Source organism: Stenotrophomonas maltophilia (genome assembly GCF_900186865.1).
In the GTDB taxonomy this organism is placed as follows: domain Bacteria; phylum Pseudomonadota; class Gammaproteobacteria; order Xanthomonadales; family Xanthomonadaceae; genus Stenotrophomonas; species Stenotrophomonas maltophilia.
Genome location: NZ_LT906480.1, coordinates 641,944 through 661,430, shown reverse-complemented (window position 1 = coordinate 661,430; position 19,487 = coordinate 641,944). Strand labels below are relative to the sequence as shown.

18 protein-coding genes are annotated in these 19,487 nt (G+C 67.4%); 12 read left to right on the top strand and 6 right to left on the bottom strand.

All coding sequences use genetic code 11. From position 1 onward, the window contains the following. The first annotated feature begins 47 nt into the window (after nt 1-47). From CKW06_RS03125 to CKW06_RS03110, 4 genes are all read left to right on the top strand, one after another. Nucleotides 48-1,526, top strand: coding sequence for a leucyl aminopeptidase (locus CKW06_RS03125; protein WP_005412193.1), 1,479 nt, complete (start codon nt 48-50; stop codon nt 1,524-1,526). A gap of 82 nt (nt 1,527-1,608) precedes the next feature. Further along, complete coding sequence (locus CKW06_RS03120) at nt 1,609-2,034, top strand: DNA polymerase III subunit chi (RefSeq protein ID WP_005408012.1); 426 nt, start codon at nt 1,609-1,611, stop codon at nt 2,032-2,034. Between the two features lie 72 nt (nt 2,035-2,106). After that, the gene (locus CKW06_RS03115) at nt 2,107-4,935 is read left to right on the top strand and encodes a valine--tRNA ligase (protein WP_024958534.1); all 2,829 of its coding nucleotides are present in this window, start codon (nt 2,107-2,109) and stop codon (nt 4,933-4,935) included. 150 nt (nt 4,936-5,085) lie between these two features. Continuing rightward, on the top strand, nt 5,086-5,907 hold the full coding sequence (locus CKW06_RS03110; RefSeq protein ID WP_024958533.1) for an EamA family transporter: 822 nt from the start codon (nt 5,086-5,088) through the stop codon (nt 5,905-5,907). Nucleotides 5,908-6,011: 104 nt separating this feature from the next. On the opposite strand, the gene rimI is transcribed toward CKW06_RS03110, so the two are convergent. Genes rimI through pssA form a run of 3 tightly spaced genes read right to left on the bottom strand, consistent with a single transcriptional unit; the run spans nt 6,012 to nt 7,788 of the window. Continuing rightward, the gene (rimI, locus tag CKW06_RS03105) at nt 6,012-6,509 is read right to left on the bottom strand and encodes a ribosomal protein S18-alanine N-acetyltransferase (protein ID WP_032964690.1); all 498 of its coding nucleotides are present in this window, start codon (nt 6,507-6,509) and stop codon (nt 6,012-6,014) included. Next, nucleotides 6,506-7,015 carry a hypothetical protein gene (locus CKW06_RS03100; RefSeq protein ID WP_024958531.1) on the bottom strand — a complete coding sequence of 170 codons (510 nt, stop codon included), beginning with the start codon at nt 7,013-7,015 and terminating at the stop codon, nt 6,506-6,508. The genes rimI and CKW06_RS03100 overlap by 4 nt, the downstream gene beginning before the upstream one ends. Next, a complete protein-coding gene (pssA, locus tag CKW06_RS03095; protein WP_005408007.1) occupies nt 7,012-7,788 on the bottom strand; it encodes a CDP-diacylglycerol--serine O-phosphatidyltransferase in 777 nt (258 codons plus the stop codon). The genes CKW06_RS03100 and pssA overlap by 4 nt, the downstream gene beginning before the upstream one ends. Before the next feature lie 80 nt (nt 7,789-7,868). Here pssA and CKW06_RS03090 point away from each other — a divergent pair, with 80 nt between their 5' ends. From CKW06_RS03090 to CKW06_RS03080, 3 genes are all read left to right on the top strand, one after another. Next, entirely contained in the window at nt 7,869-8,243 is a 375-nt protein-coding gene (locus tag CKW06_RS03090; protein ID WP_005408006.1) for a DUF4124 domain-containing protein, read from the top strand. A gap of 559 nt (nt 8,244-8,802) precedes the next feature. Further along, the gene (locus tag CKW06_RS03085) at nt 8,803-10,506 is read left to right on the top strand and encodes a proline--tRNA ligase (RefSeq protein ID WP_024957331.1); all 1,704 of its coding nucleotides are present in this window, start codon (nt 8,803-8,805) and stop codon (nt 10,504-10,506) included. Between the two features lie 224 nt (nt 10,507-10,730). Beyond that, nucleotides 10,731-11,114, top strand: a complete 384-nt coding sequence (locus tag CKW06_RS03080; protein WP_005408004.1) for an H-NS histone family protein — start codon at nt 10,731-10,733, stop codon at nt 11,112-11,114. 80 nt (nt 11,115-11,194) lie between these two features. Here the strand turns inward: CKW06_RS03080 and CKW06_RS03075 are convergent, their stop codons facing one another. After that, nucleotides 11,195-12,454, bottom strand: coding sequence for a threonine/serine exporter family protein (locus CKW06_RS03075; RefSeq protein WP_005408003.1), 1,260 nt, complete (start codon nt 12,452-12,454; stop codon nt 11,195-11,197). A gap of 93 nt (nt 12,455-12,547) precedes the next feature. On the opposite strand from CKW06_RS03075, the gene CKW06_RS03070 reads away from it, so the two are divergent. Genes CKW06_RS03070 through CKW06_RS03055 form a run of 4 tightly spaced genes read left to right on the top strand, consistent with a single transcriptional unit; the run spans nt 12,548 to nt 16,066 of the window. Continuing rightward, complete coding sequence (locus CKW06_RS03070; protein WP_005408002.1) at nt 12,548-13,669, top strand: ABC transporter permease; 1,122 nt, start codon at nt 12,548-12,550, stop codon at nt 13,667-13,669. 1 nt (nt 13,670) lies between these two features. After that, nucleotides 13,671-14,498 carry an ABC transporter ATP-binding protein gene (locus tag CKW06_RS03065; protein ID WP_005408001.1) on the top strand — a complete coding sequence of 276 codons (828 nt, stop codon included), beginning with the start codon at nt 13,671-13,673 and terminating at the stop codon, nt 14,496-14,498. A gap of 3 nt (nt 14,499-14,501) precedes the next feature. Next, nucleotides 14,502-15,428, top strand: a complete 927-nt coding sequence (locus CKW06_RS03060; protein WP_005408000.1) for an MlaD family protein — start codon at nt 14,502-14,504, stop codon at nt 15,426-15,428. Further along, nucleotides 15,425-16,066: an ABC-type transport auxiliary lipoprotein family protein gene (locus CKW06_RS03055; protein ID WP_005407999.1), complete on the top strand. Its 642-nt coding sequence runs from the start codon at nt 15,425-15,427 to the stop codon at nt 16,064-16,066. Before CKW06_RS03060 ends, CKW06_RS03055 begins: the two co-directional genes overlap by 4 nt. 4 nt (nt 16,067-16,070) lie before the next feature. Here the strand turns inward: CKW06_RS03055 and CKW06_RS03050 are convergent, their stop codons facing one another. Next, a complete protein-coding gene (locus CKW06_RS03050; protein ID WP_024957332.1) occupies nt 16,071-16,658 on the bottom strand; it encodes an alpha-ketoglutarate-dependent dioxygenase AlkB family protein in 588 nt (195 codons plus the stop codon). A gap of 125 nt (nt 16,659-16,783) precedes the next feature. Between CKW06_RS03050 and CKW06_RS03045 the strand changes: the two genes are divergently transcribed. Beyond that, nucleotides 16,784-18,844, top strand: a complete 2,061-nt coding sequence (locus tag CKW06_RS03045; protein WP_024957333.1) for a glycoside hydrolase family 99-like domain-containing protein — start codon at nt 16,784-16,786, stop codon at nt 18,842-18,844. Nucleotides 18,845-18,854: 10 nt separating this feature from the next. Here the strand turns inward: CKW06_RS03045 and CKW06_RS03040 are convergent, their stop codons facing one another. Then, nucleotides 18,855-19,487, bottom strand: a complete 633-nt coding sequence (locus tag CKW06_RS03040) for a CoA transferase subunit B (RefSeq protein WP_024957334.1) — start codon at nt 19,485-19,487, stop codon at nt 18,855-18,857.

The following is a 19,487-nucleotide window of genomic DNA, read 5'->3' as shown; positions in this document are numbered from 1 at the left end:
GCGTAAACGGCCTGCGATTGTACGGACTCGCCAATGGAATCTGCTCAATGGCCCTCGAATTCACCCTGAACCACGTTGCTCCGGCCGCCGCCGCCGTTGATTGCCTGGTGGTCGGCGCGTATGCCGACCATACCCTGACCCCCGCCGCACAGGCCCTGGACGCCGCCAGCGGCGGCCGCCTGGCCTCGCTGGCCCAGCGCGGCGACCTGTCTGGCAAGACCGGCGCCACCACCCTGCTGCACGACCTGCCGGGCGTGTCCGCCCCGCGCGTGCTGGTGGTCGGTCTCGGTGACGCCGCCCGCTTCGGTGTGCCGCAGTACCTGAAGGCCGTTGGCGACGCCGTGCGCGCGCTGAAAGCGGGCGCTACCCGCAGCGCACTGTTCACCCTGTCCGAAGTGGCCATCAAGGACCGCGACGCGGCCTGGGCGATCCGCCAGGCAGTGATCGCCGCCGATCACGCTGCCTACCGCTACACCGCCACTCTGGGCAAGAAGAAGGCCGACGACGCCGGCCTGGCCCAGCTGGCCATCGCCGGTGACGACGCCCAGGCCCTGGCCCAGGGCCAGGCCATCGCTGCCGGTGTCGAGTTCGCCCGCGAGCTGGGCAACCTGCCGCCGAACTACTGCACCCCGGCCTACCTGGCCGAGGTGGGCGTGAAGTTTGCCGGTGAGCATGACGGTGCCGAGGCCGAGATTCTCGATGAGCACCAGATGGAAGCGCTGGGCATGGGCTCGCTGCTGGCCGTGGCCCGTGGTTCGGCCAACCGCCCGCGTCTGGTGGTGCTGAAGTGGACCGGCGGCGGCGACGCCAAGCCGTACGTGCTGGTCGGCAAGGGCATCACCTTCGATACCGGTGGCGTCAACCTGAAGACCCAGGGCGGCATCGAAGAGATGAAGTACGACATGTGCGGTGGCGCCAACGTCATCGGCACCTTCGTCGCCGCGGTCAAGGCCAAGCTGCCGCTGAACCTGGTGGTGGTGGTGCCGGCGGTGGAAAACGCCATCGACGGCAACGCCTACCGCCCGTCCGACGTGATCACCTCGATGTCGGGCAAGACCATCGAAGTGGGCAACACCGACGCCGAAGGCCGCCTGATCCTGTGCGATGCGCTGACCTATGCGCAGCGCTTCGAGCCGGCCGCGCTGGTCGACGTCGCGACCCTGACCGGTGCCTGCATGGTCGCCTTGGGCCACCAGACCGCCGGCCTGATGAGCAAGCACGACGACCTGGCCAATGAACTGCTGGCCGCCGGCGAGCATGTGTTCGACCGCGCCTGGCGCCTGCCGTTGTGGGACGAGTACCAGCCGATGCTGGATTCGACCTTCGCCGACGTCTACAACATCGGCGGCCGCTGGGCCGGCGCGATCACCGCGGGCTGCTTCCTGTCGCGCTTCACCGAAGGCCAGCGCTGGGCCCATCTGGACATCGCCGGCGTGGCCAGCGATGAAGGCAAGCGTGGCATGGCCACCGGCCGCCCGGTCGGCCTGCTGAGCCAGTGGCTGCTGGACCAGGCCGCCCGCGCCTGATGCCGTACCCGACCCTGGCCGGCCCCCGCTGGCCAGGGCCTCGCCCGGCACCGCCGGGCCCCTGCCTGACCCGGATCCTGCCATGCCCCGCGCCGACTTCTACCTGATCGCCAAGCCCCGCTTCCTGACCGAGCCGCTGCGCCTGGTCTGCGAACTGGCGCGCAAGGCCAACGACGCCGGGTTGTTCACCCTGGTGCTGGCCCGCGACCAGGCCCAGGCCGAGGAGCTGGACGAGCTGCTGTGGGCGTTCGACAACGATGCCTACATCCCGCACCAGATCGCCGGCGAAGACATGGACGAGGAAGAGGCCCTGGTGCTGATCGCCGTACCCGGCACCGACGCGCCGGCACGCCCGCTGGTGATCAACCTGCGCGATGAACCCTGGCTGGGCCAGTGCGAACGCGTGCTGGAAGTGGTCCCGGCCGATCCGGAAGCGCGCGAACCGCTGCGCGAACGCTGGCGCCAGTACAAGGCCGCCGGTTACGAGCTGAACAAGCACGACATGTAAGCGCGCCCCGGCCCCCTTGATGGGCCGCCGCCGCGCCCTGATCCTTCAACGATTACCTCCTGGTTCCCCCGCATGACCCAACTCGCCTCCAGCTACGACCCGAAGTCCTTCGAGACCGACCTCTACGAGGCCTGGGAGAAGGCCGGCCACTTCAAGCCGTCCGGCACGGGCGAGCCGTACACCATCCTGCTGCCGCCGCCGAACGTGACCGGCACGCTGCACATGGGCCATGCGTTCCAGCAGACCCTGATGGACGCGCTGGTGCGCTACCACCGCATGCGCGGCTACGACACGCTGTGGCAGGTCGGCACCGACCACGCCGGCATCGCCACCGAAATGGTGGTCAGCCGCAACCTGGCGCTGGAAGGCAAGGGCGAGACCCGTGATTCGCTGGGCCGCGAAGGCTTCATCGGCAAGGTCTGGGAGTGGAAGCAGCAGTCCGGCGATACCATCGAGCGCCAGATGCGGCGCCTCGGCACCTCCGCCGACTGGTCGCGCAGCACCTTCACCATGGACCCGCAGCCGTCGGCGGCAGTGAACGAAGCCTTCGTGCGCTGGTACGAGCAGGGCCTGATCTACCGCGGCCAGCGCCTGGTCAACTGGGACCCGGTGCTGAAGACCGCCATTTCCGACCTGGAAGTGGAGAGCGCCGAGGAAGACGGCTTCCTGTGGTCGATCGCCTACACGCTGGATGAGGGCCTGAGCTACGAGCACGTCGAGCGCGATGCCGACGGCGTGGAAACCCTGCGCGAAACCCGCGACTACCTGGTGGTCGCCACCACCCGCCCGGAAACCCTGCTGGGCGATACCGCGGTGATGGTGCACCCGGAAGACGAGCGCTACGCGCACCTGATCGGCAAGAGCGTGGTGCTGCCGCTGACCGGCCGCCGCGTGCCGGTGATCGCCGACGACTACGTGGACCGCGCGTTCGGCACCGGCGTGGTCAAGGTCACCCCAGCGCATGATTTCAACGACTACGAAGTGGGCGTGCGCCACAGCCTGCCGATGATCAACCTGTTCACCCCGGTGGCAGCGCTGAACGAAAACGCGCCGGAGCGTTTCCAGGGTCTGGACCGCTACGCCGCGCGCAAGGCCGTGCTGGCCGAACTGGAAGACCTGGGCATCCTGGTCGAGACCAAGGCGCACAAGCTGCAGGTGCCGCGCGGTGACCGCACCGGCCAGGTGATCGAGCCGTACCTGACCGACCAGTGGTTCGTGAAGATGGACGACCTGGCCAAGCGCGGCCTGGAACTGGTCGAGGACGGAAGCATTTCCTTCGTGCCGCCGAACTGGATCAACACCTACCGCCACTGGATGAACAACATCCAGGACTGGTGCATCAGCCGCCAGCTGTGGTGGGGCCACCGCATTCCGGCGTGGTTCGACGAAGCCACCGGCAGCTGCTACGTCGGTCGCAGCGAAGAGGAAGTGCGGGCGAAGCACAACCTGGGCAGCGAGGTGGTGCTGAACCAGGAAAGCGACGTGCTGGAGACCTGGTTCTCCTCGCAGCTGTGGCCGTTCTCCACCCTGGGCTGGCCCAACGAGCAGGTCATGGCCGAGCGCGGCTTCGACCGCTACCTGCCGTCGTCGGTGCTGATCACCGGCTTCGACATCATCTTCTTCTGGGTGGCGCGCATGATCATGGCCACCGACAACCTGGTCGGGAAGATCCCGTTCAAGGACGTCTACTTCACCGGCCTGATCCGTGACGGGCAGGGCCAGAAGATGTCCAAGAGCAAGGGCAACGTGCTCGACCCGCTGGACATCATCGACGGCATCACCATCGACGACCTGGTCGCCAAGCGCACCGGCGGCCTGATGCAGCCGAAGATGGTGGAGAAGATCGAGAAGGCCACCCGCAAGGAATTCCCGGACGGCATCGCCGCCCACGGTGCCGATGCGCTGCGCTTCACCATCGCCGCGCTGGCCACCCACGGCCGCGACATCAAGTTCGACATGAACCGCGCCGAGGGCTACAAGAACTTCTGCAACAAGCTGTGGAACGCCAGCCGCTTCGCGCTGATGAACACCGAGGGCGCGGCGTTCACCGGCGTGCCCAAGCCGCGTACCGATGCCGAGCGCTGGATCCTCGCGCGCCTGGCCGCCACCACCGCCGAAGCGCAGGGCCATTTCGCCGCCTACCGCTTCGACCTGCTGGCGCAGTGCCTGTACGAGTTCGCCTGGAACGCGTTCTGCGACTGGTTCCTGGAACTGAGCAAGCCGGCACTGAACGGTGCAGACGCTGCCGACGCCGAAAGCACCCGCCACACCCTGCTGTACGTGCTGGAAGCGCTGCTGCGCCTGCTGCACCCGCTCACGCCGTTCATCACCGAACAGCTGTGGCAGCAGCTGGCCCCGCGCCTGGGCCTGGCCGAAACCACGCTGTCGCTGCGCCCGTACCCGACCGCCGCCGAGTTCGAAGGCGATTTCGCCCAGGCCGAGGCCGACGTGGAATGGCTGAAGGCGGTGATCAGTGCCGTGCGCCGCGTGCGAAGTGAGCTGAACGTCGCGCCGTCCAAGCTGGTGCCGCTGCGCCTGCAGGCCGGGCTGGAGCAGGACCGCGTGCGCATCGAACGCTTCAGCGCCTCGCTGTCGTTCCTGCTGAAGCTGGACAGCATCCAGTGGCTGGCCGAAGGCGAAAGCGCACCGCCGGCCGCCGCCGCGATCGTGGGCGAGCTCAAGCTGCTGGTGCCGCTGGAAGGCCTGGTCGATCTCGATGCCGAGCGCGTGCGCCTGGACAAGGAAATCGCCCGCGTCGAAGCGGAGAAGGAAAAGAGCGAGACCAAGCTGGCCAAGTTCACCGACAAGGTGCCGCCGGCCGTGGTCGAGCAGGAGCGCGTGCGACTGGCCGACTGGAACACCCAGCTGGCCGGCCTGCGCGAGCAGCGCGCGAAGCTGTAAGCGCCGCGCTCTGGTGCGTGCCAACCAGGGTTGGCACCTGCCCTGCCCCGCTCTGGTGGGTGCGGACCTTGGTCCGCACTGAGCGATGTGCCAACCAAGGTTGGCACCCACCAAACCCGGAACATTTGCCCCGCATGGCATCATCGCTGGATGCCTCTTTCCATTTTCCTGCTGGTCCTCGCAGCTGCGGCCCTGCATGCCAGCTGGAATGCGATCGTCAAACGCGGGCCGGACAAGTTCCTCGGCACCGTGCTGGTCACCGGCAGCGCCGCGCTGCTGTCGGCGGCCGCCCTGCCCTTCCTGCCGTTCCCGGCCGCGCACAGCTGGCCCTGGCTGGCTGCATCCGTGCTGCTGCAGGTGACCTACTACGGACTGGTGGCACGCTGCTACCAGCAGGTCGACATGAGCCTGGCCTATCCGCTGATGCGTGGCAGCGCGCCGATCCTGGTCGCGCTGGCCGGCACCCTGCTGGGCGAGCAACTGCCCCCGGCGGCGTGGCTGGGCGTGGTCCTGGTGAGCAGCGGCATCCTGTGCATGGCACTGGGCACACGTGGCGGCCAGCTGCGGCTGCCGCTGCTGACCGCGGCGATGATCGCTACCTACACCCTGGTCGATGCGCAGGGCGCGCGCCAGTCCGGTAGTGCGCTCAGCTATACGCTATGGCTGTTCCTGCTGTCAGGTATCCCACTACCGCTGTGGGCGTTGTACACCCGCGGCGGCGCAGTGCTGGACTATACGCGCCAGCACTGGCCGCTGGGACTGGCCGGTGGCGTCGGCACGACGGCGTCCTACGCGATGGCATTGTGGGCCATGACCCAGGCGCCGGTGGCGATGGTCTCGGCGCTGCGCGAATCGTCGATCCTGTTCGCGTTGCTGATCTCGGTATTCCTGCTGCGCGAGCGGATTCCGCGTGCGCGCTGGCTGGCGGCGGCGCTGATCGTCGGCGGTGTGTTGGCACTGCGGCTGGCGTGAGAAAAGCGTGCCAACCAAGGTTGGCACCTACCACGGCAGGTGACGTGTCGATGACAGCGGAGATCCACCGGTAGTGCCGGCCGCTGGCCGGCAATCCTTCTCCGTTACAACGGCGGCATCGTCTGCAGGTCGCCGTCGACCAGTTCGATCGCCATCACCACCGCGTCTTCGCGGCCCTGTGCGGCCGGATAGTAGCGCGGGCGGCGGCCGATCTCGTTGAAGCCTTCGCTGTGGTACAGCGCCAGCGCCGGCGTGTTGGACGGACGCACTTCCAGGAATACACGCTGCGCACCCCGGTTGCCTGCCAGCTGCACCAGTGCGCGCAGCAGTTGACGACCCAGCCCACGCGACTGCGCCAGCGGATCGATGCAGATGTTCAATACATGTGCCTCATCGGCGGCAATGCTGAGCACGCCGTAGCCGATCAGCTGGCCATCGCGCTCCATCGCCAGGCCGGGATAACCGGCACGCAGGCAATCAACGAAGATGCCGCGGGTCCATGGGAACGGATACCCACGCACTTCAATCGCCATCACCGCATTGAGGTCGCTCTCGCGCAATGCGCGCAGGCTGACCGGGCCGGGCTGGCTGACCGCACTCATGGTGCGCCCCGCTTGCGCAGGGCGCGCAGTTGCGGCCACAACGCGCGCTTGGCGGCCGGGTCCTGACGCAGCTGGTCCAGCGGCCAGCTGTCCATCAGCGCCTGCGTGGCAGGGTCGTTGGGATTACAGCCGGAGGCACGCAGCAGTGCGATCTGCAGGCGATCCGGGAGCCGCACCACCGGTTGCCGGGCATTGCCACCCGGCAGCGGGCGGGCAGCGGCGGGCGCGGTGTCCGGTGCGCTGACCGGGGTCTCGCGACGCGGCGGCACCGGGCGTTCTTGGCGGGAACCCGGTGTGGCTTCAGCCGGAGGCTCGCGCGCGGGGGCGATTGGTGCCCGCACCTGCTCCACCGCTGGCGCGGCAGCCGCATCGGCTTCGGCCACGCTCAACTGCAGCGCGGCATCCAGCTCCGCAGCCAACTGGCCGTCGTGATAGACGGTATAGCCCATGGCCTGCAGCCAGGCCTGCTGGGCCGGTGACCACAGCACGGGCAGTTCCTGGCTCACGCGGCCTCGGGCTTCTTGCGCAGGCGCTGCACGGCCCACATCACCGGGCCGGACAAGGCGTACAGGATGCCGACCGCGAACAGCACGCGCGGCAGGTCGATCACCGCGATGGCGATGGCGACCGGCACCAGCGCCAGCACCAGGAACGGCACGCGGTCGGAGCGGGTGCCCTTGGCGCCGCCACCCTTGAAGCTCCAGAAGCGGATACGGCTGACCATCAACAGCGCCGCGACGATCGTCACCGCCAGCGCCACGTAGCGCAGCTGGTTGCCGTCCCAGCCCAGGTTGCCATCGGCGAAGGCCCAGACGAAGGACATCATCAGCCCGGCCGCGGCCGGGCTGGCCAGGCCGACGAACCAGCGCTTGTCGACCACCGCGACCTGGGTGTTGAAGCGGGCCAGGCGCAGCGCCGCGCAGGCGGCATACAGGAAGGCCACGGCCCAGCCGACGCGGCCGAGCAGCGGGTCATCGAACTTCAGCCACGACAGCGACCAGTGGTACATCACCAGCGCCGGGGCCATGCCGAAGCTGACCAGGTCGGCCAGCGAGTCGTACTGGACGCCGAACTCGCTGCTGGTACCGGTCAGGCGCGCCACGCGCCCGTCCAGGCCATCCATCACCGCCGCCACGAACACGGCGATGCTGGCATTGACGAAATCCCCGTTGGCCGCGGCGATGATCGCGTAGAAGCCGGCGAACAGGCCGGCGGTGGTGAACAGGTTGGGCAGCAGGTAAATCGTGCGCGAACGCGGCGGCGGTGTGATCGGGTCCATGGAATCCAGTTTAATCGACTTGCCAGTGCTCGGCGCCAATGCTGCAATCGGCGTTCTACGCCCATTCCGCGGAGTTTGCCATGCGTGCCCTGTCCTGCCTTGGATGCCTGCTGCTGTTGGCCAGTGCCAACGCCGTGGCCGGCCCGGTCTATAAATGGAAGGACGCCCATGGCGTGACCCAGTATTCGGAGACCCCGCCGGCGGGCAAGAAGTTCGAGACCCGCGAACAGGCTCGCACCCCGCAGGCCGCGGCCAGCGCCGAGACCCCGGCCGCGCCGGTGCCGGAGCAGTGCAGCACCGCCCGTGCCAACCTGGCCCTGCTGGAAGGCTCCGGCCAGGTGATGCAGGACACCAATGGCGACGGGAAGGCCGATACCGCGTTGACCGCGGAACAGCGCAGCGCGCAGAAGGGATTGGCTGAAGCGGCCATCAAGGCGTACTGCCCGGCGGAGTGAGGTTATCGGCAGGGCTTGCAGCCCTGCACCCGCAGAGGCAACAGCACGGGCAACAGCCGGCTCTGGGCTTTCTGTAGGTTTGGCGGGGCGGTGTCGGATTGCGGGGACGCCGTAAACCCGTCCATGGGGGCTTGGCCGCGGCATCCATGCCGCGGACACCCCGCAATCCGACACCGCCCCGCCTTCGACAGTTTCCCGGTGACGGTGGTAGATCCACGCCATGCGTGGATGAAATCTGTCAGATCTCGAATTTAATCCGGGGTCAGATCCGTTTTCCTCCGGAAAACGGATCTGACCCCCATCGGCATGTCCAACAGATCGCGGGGTCTGTCAAAGGCGGGGTGGGTCCGGTTGCGGGGGCGTGAGCCGCATGGATGCGGCGACCGAGCCTACATGGACGTATTCACGGCGCCCCCCCGCAACCGGACCCACCCTGCCTTACCACGGGAAACCCGCTGTTGCCGTTGCTTGAGGCGGGTGCAGGGCGCAGCCCTGCCGATACCCCTCCCCCCGGCCGGGCTGGCAGAATAGGCGTCTCTGCCGTTATCCGAAGCCGACGATGCGCCTCTCCCAGTTCCACCTGCACACCACCAAGGAAACCCCCAGCGACGCCGAGCTCACCAGCCACCGGCTGATGCTGCGCGCGGGCATGATCCGCAAGCTGGCATCGGGCCTGTACACCTGGTCGCCGCTGGGCCTGCGCGTGCTGCGCAAGGTCGAGCGCATCGTGCGCGAGGAAATGGACCGTGCCGGTGCCGTGGAATTCCAGATCCCGACCATCCAGCCGAAGGAACTGTGGGAGCAGACCGGTCGCTGGCAGAAGTTCGGCCCGCAGCTGCTGAAGATCAAGGACCGCAAGGACCAGGTGTTCTGCTACAGCCCGACCGCCGAAGAAGCCGCCTGCGACTTCGCGCGCAGCGAGCTGTCCAGCTACAAGCAGCTGCCGGTGAATTTCTACCAGGTACAGACCAAGTTCCGCGACGAGATCCGCCCGCGCTTCGGCGTGATGCGTTCGCGCGAATTCCTGATGAAGGATGCCTATTCGTTCCACCTGCACGATGAGTGCCTGGTGCGCGAATACGAGAACATGAAGTCGGCCTACAGCCGCATCTTCACCCGCCTTGGCCTGGACTTCCGCATGGTGCAGGCCGACTCCGGTGCGATCGGTGGCGATGCCTCGCAGGAATTCCACGTGATCGCGGATTCCGGCGAAGACGCGCTGGTGTTCTCCACCGGTTCGGACTACGCCGCGAACATGGAAGCGGCGATCGCCGCCGATCCGGCACCGCGCGCGGCTGCCAGTGAAGCCATGCGCAAGGTCGACACCCCTACCCAGAAAACCTGCGAGGACGTCGCGGCGCTGCTCGGCATCGAGCTGCAGCGCACGGTGAAGTCGGTGGCGCTGATCGCCGGTGAAGGCGAAGCACAGCAGTTCGTGCTGGTGCTGGTGCGCGGCGACCATGAGGTCAACGAAATCAAGCTGGCCAAGGTTGCCGGCCTGGACGAACAGCGCTTTGCCAGCGAGGCGGAAATCGCCGAGTACCTGGGCAGCGTGCCGGGCTTCCTCGGCCCGGTCGCCCCGGCCAAGGCCATCCGCGTGGTCGCCGACCGCGAAGTGGCCGCGATGTCCGACTTCGTCGTCGGCGCCAACGAAGTCGGTTTCCACCTGGCCGGGGTCAACTGGGGCCGCGACCTTCCGGAACCGGAAGTGGCCGACATCCGCAACGTGCGTGCCGGTGACCGCGCGCTGGACGGTGGCGAACTGAAGATCGCCCGTGGCATCGAAGTCGGCCACGTGTTCCAGCTCGGCCGCAAATATGCCGAAGCGCTGGATGCCACCGTGCTGGACGAGAACGGCAAGGCGGCGGTGATGGCGATGGGCTGCTACGGCATCGGTATCTCGCGCGTGGTGGCTGCCGCGATCGAACAGAACCATGACGATGCCGGCATCATCTGGCCGGACGCGATGGCGCCGTGGCAGGTGGTGGTGTGCGTGATCAACCCGAAGGGCGACGCCGCCGTGGCCGATGCTGCTGCCAGCCTGCTGCAGGAACTCCGCGACGCCGGCCTCGATGCCGCGCTGGACGACCGTGGCCTGCGCCCGGGTGCGATGTTCGCCGACATGGAACTGATCGGCATCCCGCACCGCGTGGTGGTGAGCGAGCGCGGCCTGGCCGCCGGTACCTACGAGTACCGCTCGCGCCGCGCCAGCGAAGCGGAAAGCCTGGACAAGGCCACCCTGCTGCAGCGACTGCAGGGCTGATCAGGAGAAGACCGGGGCACGCCCCGGTCTTTTTTTTTGCCTGTCGCCCAGTTGAGCAATACTGCAGCGGACATAATCCGGTCAAAATCGACGCAATGCAGCCGGGATGCTGCCAGGCCATGACCCGCCTGCATTTGTGCTGTGATTAATTCATCTTTATTCTGTCCCGCGACGCCATGGACTGGCTCGTCCCGTCCACATTTTAGTTTCCGGAGTAACCGTAAATGAGCATTGACCTGACCGGCCTGTCGGCACGCGAGCTGGGCGCCCTGATCCGTACCGCCAAGAAGCAGCAGACCATCGTCGCCAAGCGCCGGCCAATCACCAAGGTCCGGGCCCAGCTGACCAAGCTGGCCAAGACCGAGGGCTACACCATCGAAGAACTGTTCGGCGGCGCCCCGGCCCCGCGCGCGCGCAAAGCCGCCCCGGCAGCCAAGGCACCGTCCAAGACCGCCGGCCGCAAGCTGGGCAAGGTTGCCCCGAAGTACCGCAACCCGGCCAACCCCAAGGAAACCTGGACCGGTCGTGGCAAGCAGCCGCGCTGGATGGCCGAGCTGACCGCCAAGGGCAACAAGAAGCCGGAAGATTTCCTGATCAAGAAGGCCTGAGGCCGGATCGGGATGCAATGAAAAACGCCGGCGGAAGCCGGCGTTTTTCATTCTTCGGTGTGCGGGCCAACGGTCCACACCTACAGGGTTTTGCGCGCCGGCATCAGCAGGTTGCCGAACAGCAGGCCGGCCACCAGCGCCATCACCACGTTGAGCACGGTGAGGAACACGCTTTGGCCCGCGCCAACGTCCTGCTGCTGGACCAGGGTCAGCACGCCGCGCAGGCTGGTGCTGCCGGGCACCATCATGATGATGCCCGGCAGGCGGATGATCGCTCCTGGGCGGCCAACGAGGCGGCCGAATAGATTGCCACCGGCGGTCAGCAGCATCGCTGACAGGAAGATGCCGGCCGGCGCGCCCCAGGCGTGCCCGCCGAACTTGGAGATCGCGTAACCCGCCACCGAGGCCGCGATCACCCACGGGTAATCGCGCCGGTTGGCCTTGAACAGCATCGCGAAGGCGAATGCCGCGGTCAGCAGCGAACCCCACTCCACCCACGGCCCCTGCGGCCGCGTGGCGCGGATCACCGGGTCCAGGCCGAGTACATCGGCCAAGGTCACCGCGATCATCGCGCCCACGCTGAGCTTCATGATGGTGGTCAACGCGCCGGCAAAGCGCGCGGTACCCGAGACCCAATGCTGGCTGGCGAGTTCATTGACCGCATTGGTCAGCGACATGCCGGGCAGCAGCACCACCAGCGAGGCGATGATCACCGTGTTGAGGTTGAGTGCGCCAACAAAGGACGCGACCAGGGTTGCGACCATGCCGGCCAGCAGCGCCGCCAGCGCCTCGGCCGCTTCACGGGTGGCCGGGCGACGGTCGGTGACCATGCCGAGCAGGCCGATCATCAGGCCGATGACACCGGCGGTCGCGATGTCCAGCCACGGCAGCTTCCACATGCCGGCCACGCCAGCCGCGCCGAGGGTGAACGAGAGAATGGTGCGCAGCTTGCCGCGCCGGCCCGGATCCTTGTCCAGCTGGCGCAGTGCGGTGTGGCCCTGGGCGATGCTCATCCGCCCGTTGGCCACTTCCTCGGCGATATGGTCGGCCACACTGAGCTTGTGCAGGTCGTTCTCGCCGGGCGCCAGGCGGATCACCCGGGTGATGTCGCTGGAGCCGATGGCCTGCGCCGGGTCGCTGAAGCTGAGGATGATACCGGTGGGATTCGACCACGGTTCACAATCCAGATCGAGCTGGCGGGCCAGTGCCACCACTGCCGTTTCCAGGCGCTGGGCCGTGGTGCCGTAGCTGTGCAGGCGTCCGGCGATCTCGGAAACAAAGGCCACGCGCTGCGCGTAGGTGGCCTGGGGCGTGGGGATCGTGTGAGCGTCTGCGGACATGCGCCGTAGTATTACCTACTGCCGGGCCGCACTGGATAAATTCATCCGGGTTCGACGCGATGCCCCAGACAGAACGGTTATGCTGCGACCCGAATGGCCCAAGTGACCCCGAACCACGCCCCCCAGCTCGAACAGGATGCCCATGACCCGGGCCTGATCCGCCTGTCCGGCACCTGGACCCTGAAGACCGCGCTGGCCGCGGCCGAAGTCCTGCGCGGCGTTCCCGACACGCTGACCGGCATCGACGCCACCGGCATCGAGAAGATGGATTCGGCCGGCGTGCTGCAGGTACTGCGCGTAGCGCATCGCGCCGACCTTGGCGAGGACGCGTTGCAGTTCCGGCCGGACCACCAGGCGCTGGTCTGCACCATCGAGGAAGTGGCCGACGACCGGCCCCGGCCCAAGCGCGATTTCGGCGTGCTGGCGGCGCTGGAACGGCTCGGTGTCAGCGTCCATGCCACTGGCCACAACATCAAGGCGCTGTGCAGTTTCCTCGGCGAGAACCTGGTCAAGGCAGCACGCCTGGTCAAGGAGCCCCGCCGTTTCCGCCTGACCGCCACCGTCCACCAGATGGAGCAGGTCGGGCTGGACGCAGTACCGCTGGTGGCGCTGCTGTCGTACCTGGTCGGCGCGGTGATCGCCTTCCTCGGCTCGACCATCCTGCGCGACTTCGGCGCCGAGATCTACGTGGTCGAGCTGGTCAACATCGCCTTCCTGCGCGAGTTCGCGGTACTGCTGACCGCGATCGTGCTGGCCGGCCGCACCGCCAGTGCGTTCACCGCGCAGATCGGCGCGATGAAGGCGCGCGAGGAAATCGACGCGATGCGCACGCTGGGTCTGGATCCGATCGACCTGCTGGTGCTGCCACGCCTGCTGGCGCTGCTGGTCACCCTGCCCCTGCTGACCTTCATCGCGATGATCGCGGGCCTGGCCGGCGGCATCACTGTCGGCGCGTTCGACCTCGACATCCCGCCGCAGATGTACATCGCGCGCATGCACGAGACGATGGAAGTGCGGCACATGCTGGTCGGCCTGTCGAAGGCGCCGGTGTTTGCGCTGGTGATCGGCCTGATCGGCTGCCTGGAAGGGCTGAAGGTGGAAGGCACGGCGCAGTCGGTCGGCGAACGCACCACCTCCAGCGTGGTGCAGACGATCTCGCTGGTGATCATCATCGACGCCTTCGCGGCGTTGTGGTTCATGCACATGGACTGGTGACATGAGCACGCATCCGACTCCCGAAGAAATACCCATGCAGGACGGCGACGGCCACGACCTGGCCATCCGCGTGCGCGGGCTGGTCAACCGCTTCGGCAGCCAGACCGTGCATGAAGACCTGGACCTGGACGTGCGCCGTGGCGAGATCCTCGGCGTGGTGGGTGGCTCGGGCACCGGCAAGTCGGTGCTGATGCGCTCGATCCTGGGCCTGCGCACGCCCGACGCCGGCCAGATCGAAGTGCTGGGCCGCGACGCGCGTGCCGACGACGCCGAGAGCCGCCTGCACATCGAACGCAATACCGGCGTGCTGTTCCAGGACGGCGCCCTGTTCTCATCGCTGACCGTGGGCGAGAACGTGCAGGTGCCCTTGAAGGAACACCACCGCGAATTGCCCGAGCGCTGGCACTACGAGCTGGCGCTGCTGAAGGTGAAGCTGGCCGGCCTTCCCGCCGATGCGATCAACAAGCTGCCATCGCAGTTGTCCGGTGGCATGCGCAAGCGCGCTGGCCTGGCCCGCGCGCTGGCGCTGGACCCGCCGCTGCTGTTCCTGGATGAACCGACCGCAGGCCTCGACCCGATCGGTGCGGCCGCGTTCGACCGCCTGATCAAGACCCTGCAGGAGGCGCTGGGGCTGACCGTGTTCCTGATCACCCACGACCTGGACACGCTGTACGCCATCTGCGACCGGGTGGCGGTGATCGCCGACCGCAAAGTGGTGGCCAACGCGCCACTGCCGGACATCGAGAAACTGGATCATCCGTGGATCCAGGAATACTTCCACGGACCGCGTGCGCGTGCCGCGCGCGGCGAACAGATCGAGAGTGCCTGAGCCATGGAAACCAAAGCCAACTACGTGCTGATCGGCGCGTTCACCCTGATCACCGGCTTGGCCCTGCTGGCCTTCGGCCTGTGGGCGGCCAAGTACTCCTCCGACCGCACCTGGCAGGAATACCGCGTGGTGTTCCGCGAGGCGGTGACCGGCCTGTCGGTGGGCAGCCCGGTGCAGTACAACGGCATCGCGGTCGGTTCGATCATCGAACTGAACCTGGTGCCGGACGACCCGCGCCAGGTGGTCGCACGCATCCGCCTGAACTCGACCACCCCGGTCAAGACCGATACCCGCGCCAAGCTGGCGATCACCAGCCTGACCGGCCCATCGATCATCCAGCTCAGCGGCGGCACGCCGCAGTCGCCGGCGCTGACCACGGTCAACAAGGACCCGGCCCCGATCATCCCGACCACGCCGTCGGCGCTGCAGAACATCACCGACGTCGCCAACCGCATCGTCGAGCGCATGGATCAGATCCTCAGCGATCGCAACGTAGCTTCAATCAACGCGACGCTGGCCAACCTGGAGACGATCAGCGGCGGCTTGGCCGACCGTGACCAGGGTACCCAGGCGCTGCTGCTCAGCGCGCGCGACGCCGCCCGCAGCCTGGACACCACGTTGAAGACCACCAACGGCACCATCGAGCGCCTGGACAGGAACCTGGTGCAGCAGCTGCCGGGCATCATCGACAAGCTGGACGGCACCCTGGCCAAGCTCGACTCGGCCGCCGGCAACGCCGATTCGATCCTTGGCGAGAACCGCGCCGCGATCAACAGCTTCGCCAATGATGGCCTCGGCCAGCTGGGCCCGACGCTGACCGAACTGCGCGGCCTGATCCGCGACCTGCGCCGGGTCAGCGACCGCCTCGAGAACAATCCCGCGCGCTACCTGCTGGGCCGCGACGCACCGAAGGAGTTCGAACCCAAATGAGCCCGATGCCCCTTCCGCGCCTGCTGCTGGCCGCTTCGCTGGTCACCCTGCTGGGCGGCTGCTCCATCCTTGGCAGCAGCGAGAAAACCGCAGTGACGCTGTACTCGCCCGCCGTGCAGGTGAAGGCCGATCCGGCGTGGCCGCAGGCCAGCTGGCAGCTGGTACTGGCCAAGCCCAGCGCCGCACGCATGGTCGACAGCCCGCGCATCAACGTGCGGCCGACCCCGTCGCAGCTGGAGATCTACAAGGGCGCCAGCTGGGCCCAGCCGGCCACCGACATGATCGAGGACACCTTGCTGCGCGGCTTTGAAGATTCCGGACGCATCCACGGCGTCGCCCGCAGCACCGCCGGCATCCGCGCCGACTACAAGCTGTCCACCGACGTGCGCCGCTTCGAGTCGGACTACCAGGGCCAGGCCACGCCGACCGTGGTGATCGAGGTCAACGCCAAGCTGATCCACGTCGCCGATCAGCGCGTGGTCGCCGACCGTACCTTCCGTCAGGCACAGCCGGTCGGCAGTACCGACGTGCCGGCCGTCACCGCCGCCTTCGAACGTGGCCTGCAGCAGCTGGCGCAGGACGTGGTGGGCTGGACGCTGGTGAGCGGGCAGGCCGACCAGCCGACCGTCACGCGCTGATCGATCAGCGTGGCGCAATCCAGCGGAACGTCAGGTTGATCCGCTCGCCCTGCACGCGCGCCATCTTCGGCAGCGCGTGCTGGTAGAAGCGCTGGGTCTGCCCGGCCATCACCAGCAGGTCGCCATGGCCGAGCAGATACTCCGCCTTGCGCGCCGTATCGTCTCGCCGGCGCAGCAGGAAGCGCCGTGCCGCGCCCAGGCTCAGCGAGGCGATCACCGGCGCCGGGCCCAGTTCGGGCTCGTCGTCGCTGTGCCAGCCCATGTAATCGTCACCGCCGCGATAGCGGTTCAGCAGTACGCTGTTGAAGCGGCCGAAGCCATCGTCCTGCAGGCGCTCGCGCATGCCCTGCAGGGACGGCGGCCACGGGTGCGGCACGAATTCTGCCCCCGAGTAGCGATAGCGCGCCTGCGGATCACCTATCCAGCAGCTCAACCGTGGCGAATCCACCCAGCTGCCGAACATGCGGATGCGATGCACCTCCCACGGCACGCCGGCTTGCAGATCGCGCTGCAAGGCATCGGCCTCGGCGGGAGACAGCCAGGCCGGGAGGTGGCGGACGTCCGCATCGGGAAGGTCGTGGGGGAACAGCATGGCGGCACAGTAGCACCTGATGGATTTGATGGATTTGCCGTTGCAGCGACGATTACCGGAAAATGGCTGCAGTCCCACCGTTGGTCCCGAATCATGCGCCGCCCCTCTTTTCCCAAGTTCCATCCATGAGCCACGCGGCGCCCGGCATCCGCCAGCTCACCTTCTCGGTCCTGCGCGCACTGTTCCGTGCCCTGCCGATGCCTGCGTCGCTGCGTGATCGGCTGCGCAACCGGGGCCTGGATCGCATTGGCAGCTGGAGTCCCCCTCCGCCGCGTGGTCGCATCGGCGCCGCTGCCGACGGTACCCGTCCACTGCAGCGCGCCGATGAACGGGCGATCGGCTACGCCGCCGAAGATGACGCGCCATTGCCTGCCACGCTGCCAGCTACGCTGGTGGCCTTCTATCTGCCCCAGTTCCATCCGTTCGAAGAGAACGATGCCTGGTGGGGCAAGGGCTTCACTGAATGGCGAAATGTCAGCCGCGCCCTGCCCCAGTTCGAGGGCCATGTACAGCCACGCCTGCCCGGCGACCTGGGCTTCTATGACCTTCGTGTTGGCGAGACGCTGCGGGCGCAGGCCAAACTCGCTGCAGACCATGGCATCGGCGCTTTCTGCTTCTACTTCTACTGGTTCAGCGGCCACACGCTGATGGAGCGGCCGCTGCGGCAGTGGTTGGGCGACAGCACGATCGAGCTGCCGTTCTGCCTGTGTTGGGCCAACGAGAACTGGACCCGGCGCTGGGATGGGCGCAACCAGGACGTACTGATCGGCCAACAGCACAGTGCCGAGGATGATCTGGCGTTCATCGCCCACGTTGCCGATTACCTGCGCGACCGGCGTGCGTTGAAGATCGAGGGACGACCGGTGTTGCTGCTGTACCGGCCACAGTTGCTGCCCGACCCCAAGGCTACGGCGGCGCGCTGGCGTGGCTGGTGCCGTGACAATGGCATCGGCGAGATCCATCTGGCCTACGTGCAGAGTTTCGAACGCCCGGACCCCCGCGACATCGGCTTCGATGCCGCAGTGGAGTTCCCACCGAATATTGCCGCCCCGCGCCAGCTGAACACCACGCAGTTCCTGCTCAATCCCGATTACGAAGGCGACGTGCGCGACTGGCGCGAGCTGGCGACACAGATGCGCCGTGCACCACTGGCGGACTATCCGTTGTATCCAGGTGTCAACCCTGGCTGGGACAACGAAGCGCGCCGCCCGGGACGCGGCCGCGTGCTGCTTCACGCGTCGCCGCGTGGCTACAGCGACTGGTTGCACGACACGGTGCACCAGCGCCTGCGTGATGTGGCGCCTGCTCGGCGCCTGGTATTCATCAATGCCTGGAACGAATGGGCCGAAAGCGCTGTTCTTGAACCCGATGCCCGTCTCGGCCATGCCTGGCTGCAGGCCACCCGGCGCGCGCTGTTCCCCTCGCAGGCCGCTCCGTCGCGTCCCTGCATCGTCATCCACGCGTGGTACCTGGATGCACTGCCGGAGCTGTTGCAGGCGGTTAAGGACAGCGGGCTACAGGCACGCCTGGTCATCACCACGACAGGCGAGCGTCAGCCACAGGTGCAGTCGATCGTCGATGCGCAGGGCCTGACCGCTGAAATCTGGGTCTACGACAACCACGGCCGGGACGTCCTGCCGTTCCTGCACGCCGCCGACCGGTTGCTGCAGCAGAACGAATCGCTGGTGCTGAAGCTGCACACCAAGCGCTCCACCCACCGCGACAATGGTGACCAGTGGCGGCGCGAGATGGTCGATGCGCTGCTGGGCACTGCGCAGGCTGCGGCGAACCTGGCCCATCTGCTGGCAAATCCCAGCATCGGCCTGATGGCTCCGGCGGGCCACCTGCTGAAGGTAGCCGACTACATCGGCGGCAATGCGCAGCGCATGGAGCGGCTGTGGGCATTGCTGGGCCTGGACAGCGCGCCCGGTGACGGGCAGTTCGCGTCCGGCAGCATGTTCTGGGTACGCCTGCCGGCGCTGCGCCCGCTGCTCGATGCCCATCTGCTGCCGAGCATGTTCGACACTGAAGCGGGGCAGATCGATGGCACGCTGGCGCATGCCATCGAGCGTGCGACTGGAGCCGTAGTGTCCGCTGCCGGGTTCACCGTGGCCGACACCTCCGAGGTGGAAGGCGCTCCCCCGCGCGCTTCCTCCTCGGAATATGCTTACGCCCGAAAGCGCTGAGGCTCCGGCCTCAGCTGCGGGCGAACGCCACGCCGGTTTTTTCCTTCAGTTCGTCATCGCTGACTCCCGGTGCGGCTTCCACCAGCTGCAGGCCCGCGTCGGTGACATCGAACACGGCCAGGTCGGTGATGATGCGGTCGACCACGCCGACGCCGGTCAGCGGCAGCGTGCATTCGGCCAGGATCTTGTGCTCGCCGTTCTTGGCGGTGTGCTCCATCAGCACCACCACGCGCTGCACCCCGGCCACCAGGTCCATCGCGCCGCCCATGCCTTTGACCATCTTGCCGGGCACCATCCAGTTGGCCAGGTCGCCCTTGTCGGTGACCTGCATGGCACCGAGGATGGCCAGGTTGACGTGGCCACCGCGGATCATCGCGAAGCTGTCGTGGCTGCCGAAATAGCTGGCACCGTCGCGTGCGGTCACGGTCTGCTTGCCGGCATTGATCAGGTCGGCGTCCACTTCCGCGTCGGTCGGGAACGGGCCGATACCGAGCAGGCCGTTCTCCGACTGCAGCCACACGTCCACGCCTTCAGGGATGTGGTTGGCGACCAGTGTCGGCAGGCCGATGCCCAGGTTCACGTACGCACCATCGGTCAGTTCGCGGGCGGCGCGTGCCGCCATCTCGTCACGGGTCCACGCCAT

Bases quoted from the DNA above. Each gene is read 5' to 3' on its own strand.
- CKW06_RS03040 (WP_024957334.1), bottom strand. From the start codon at position 19,487: ATGGCGTGGACCCGTGACGAGATGGCGGCACGCGCCGCCCGCGAACTG.
- rimI (WP_032964690.1), bottom strand. From the start codon at position 6,509: ATGAGTGCGGTCAGCCAGCCCGGCCCGGTCAGCCTGCGCGCATTGCGC.
- CKW06_RS03070 (WP_005408002.1), top strand. From the start codon at position 12,548: ATGGCCCAAGTGACCCCGAACCACGCCCCCCAGCTCGAACAGGATGCC.
- CKW06_RS03115 (WP_024958534.1), top strand. From the start codon at position 2,107: ATGACCCAACTCGCCTCCAGCTACGACCCGAAGTCCTTCGAGACCGAC.
- CKW06_RS03085 (WP_024957331.1), top strand. From the start codon at position 8,803: ATGCGCCTCTCCCAGTTCCACCTGCACACCACCAAGGAAACCCCCAGC.
- CKW06_RS03060 (WP_005408000.1), top strand. From the start codon at position 14,502: ATGGAAACCAAAGCCAACTACGTGCTGATCGGCGCGTTCACCCTGATC.
- CKW06_RS03110 (WP_024958533.1), top strand. From the start codon at position 5,086: ATGCCTCTTTCCATTTTCCTGCTGGTCCTCGCAGCTGCGGCCCTGCAT.
- CKW06_RS03055 (WP_005407999.1), top strand. From the start codon at position 15,425: ATGAGCCCGATGCCCCTTCCGCGCCTGCTGCTGGCCGCTTCGCTGGTC.
- CKW06_RS03050 (WP_024957332.1), bottom strand. From the start codon at position 16,658: ATGCTGTTCCCCCACGACCTTCCCGATGCGGACGTCCGCCACCTCCCG.
- pssA (WP_005408007.1), bottom strand. From the start codon at position 7,788: ATGGACCCGATCACACCGCCGCCGCGTTCGCGCACGATTTACCTGCTG.
- CKW06_RS03090 (WP_005408006.1), top strand. From the start codon at position 7,869: ATGCGTGCCCTGTCCTGCCTTGGATGCCTGCTGCTGTTGGCCAGTGCC.
- CKW06_RS03075 (WP_005408003.1), bottom strand. From the start codon at position 12,454: ATGTCCGCAGACGCTCACACGATCCCCACGCCCCAGGCCACCTACGCG.
- CKW06_RS03045 (WP_024957333.1), top strand. From the start codon at position 16,784: ATGAGCCACGCGGCGCCCGGCATCCGCCAGCTCACCTTCTCGGTCCTG.
- CKW06_RS03125 (WP_005412193.1), top strand. From the start codon at position 48: ATGGCCCTCGAATTCACCCTGAACCACGTTGCTCCGGCCGCCGCCGCC.
- CKW06_RS03065 (WP_005408001.1), top strand. From the start codon at position 13,671: ATGAGCACGCATCCGACTCCCGAAGAAATACCCATGCAGGACGGCGAC.
- CKW06_RS03080 (WP_005408004.1), top strand. From the start codon at position 10,731: ATGAGCATTGACCTGACCGGCCTGTCGGCACGCGAGCTGGGCGCCCTG.
- CKW06_RS03120 (WP_005408012.1), top strand. From the start codon at position 1,609: ATGCCCCGCGCCGACTTCTACCTGATCGCCAAGCCCCGCTTCCTGACC.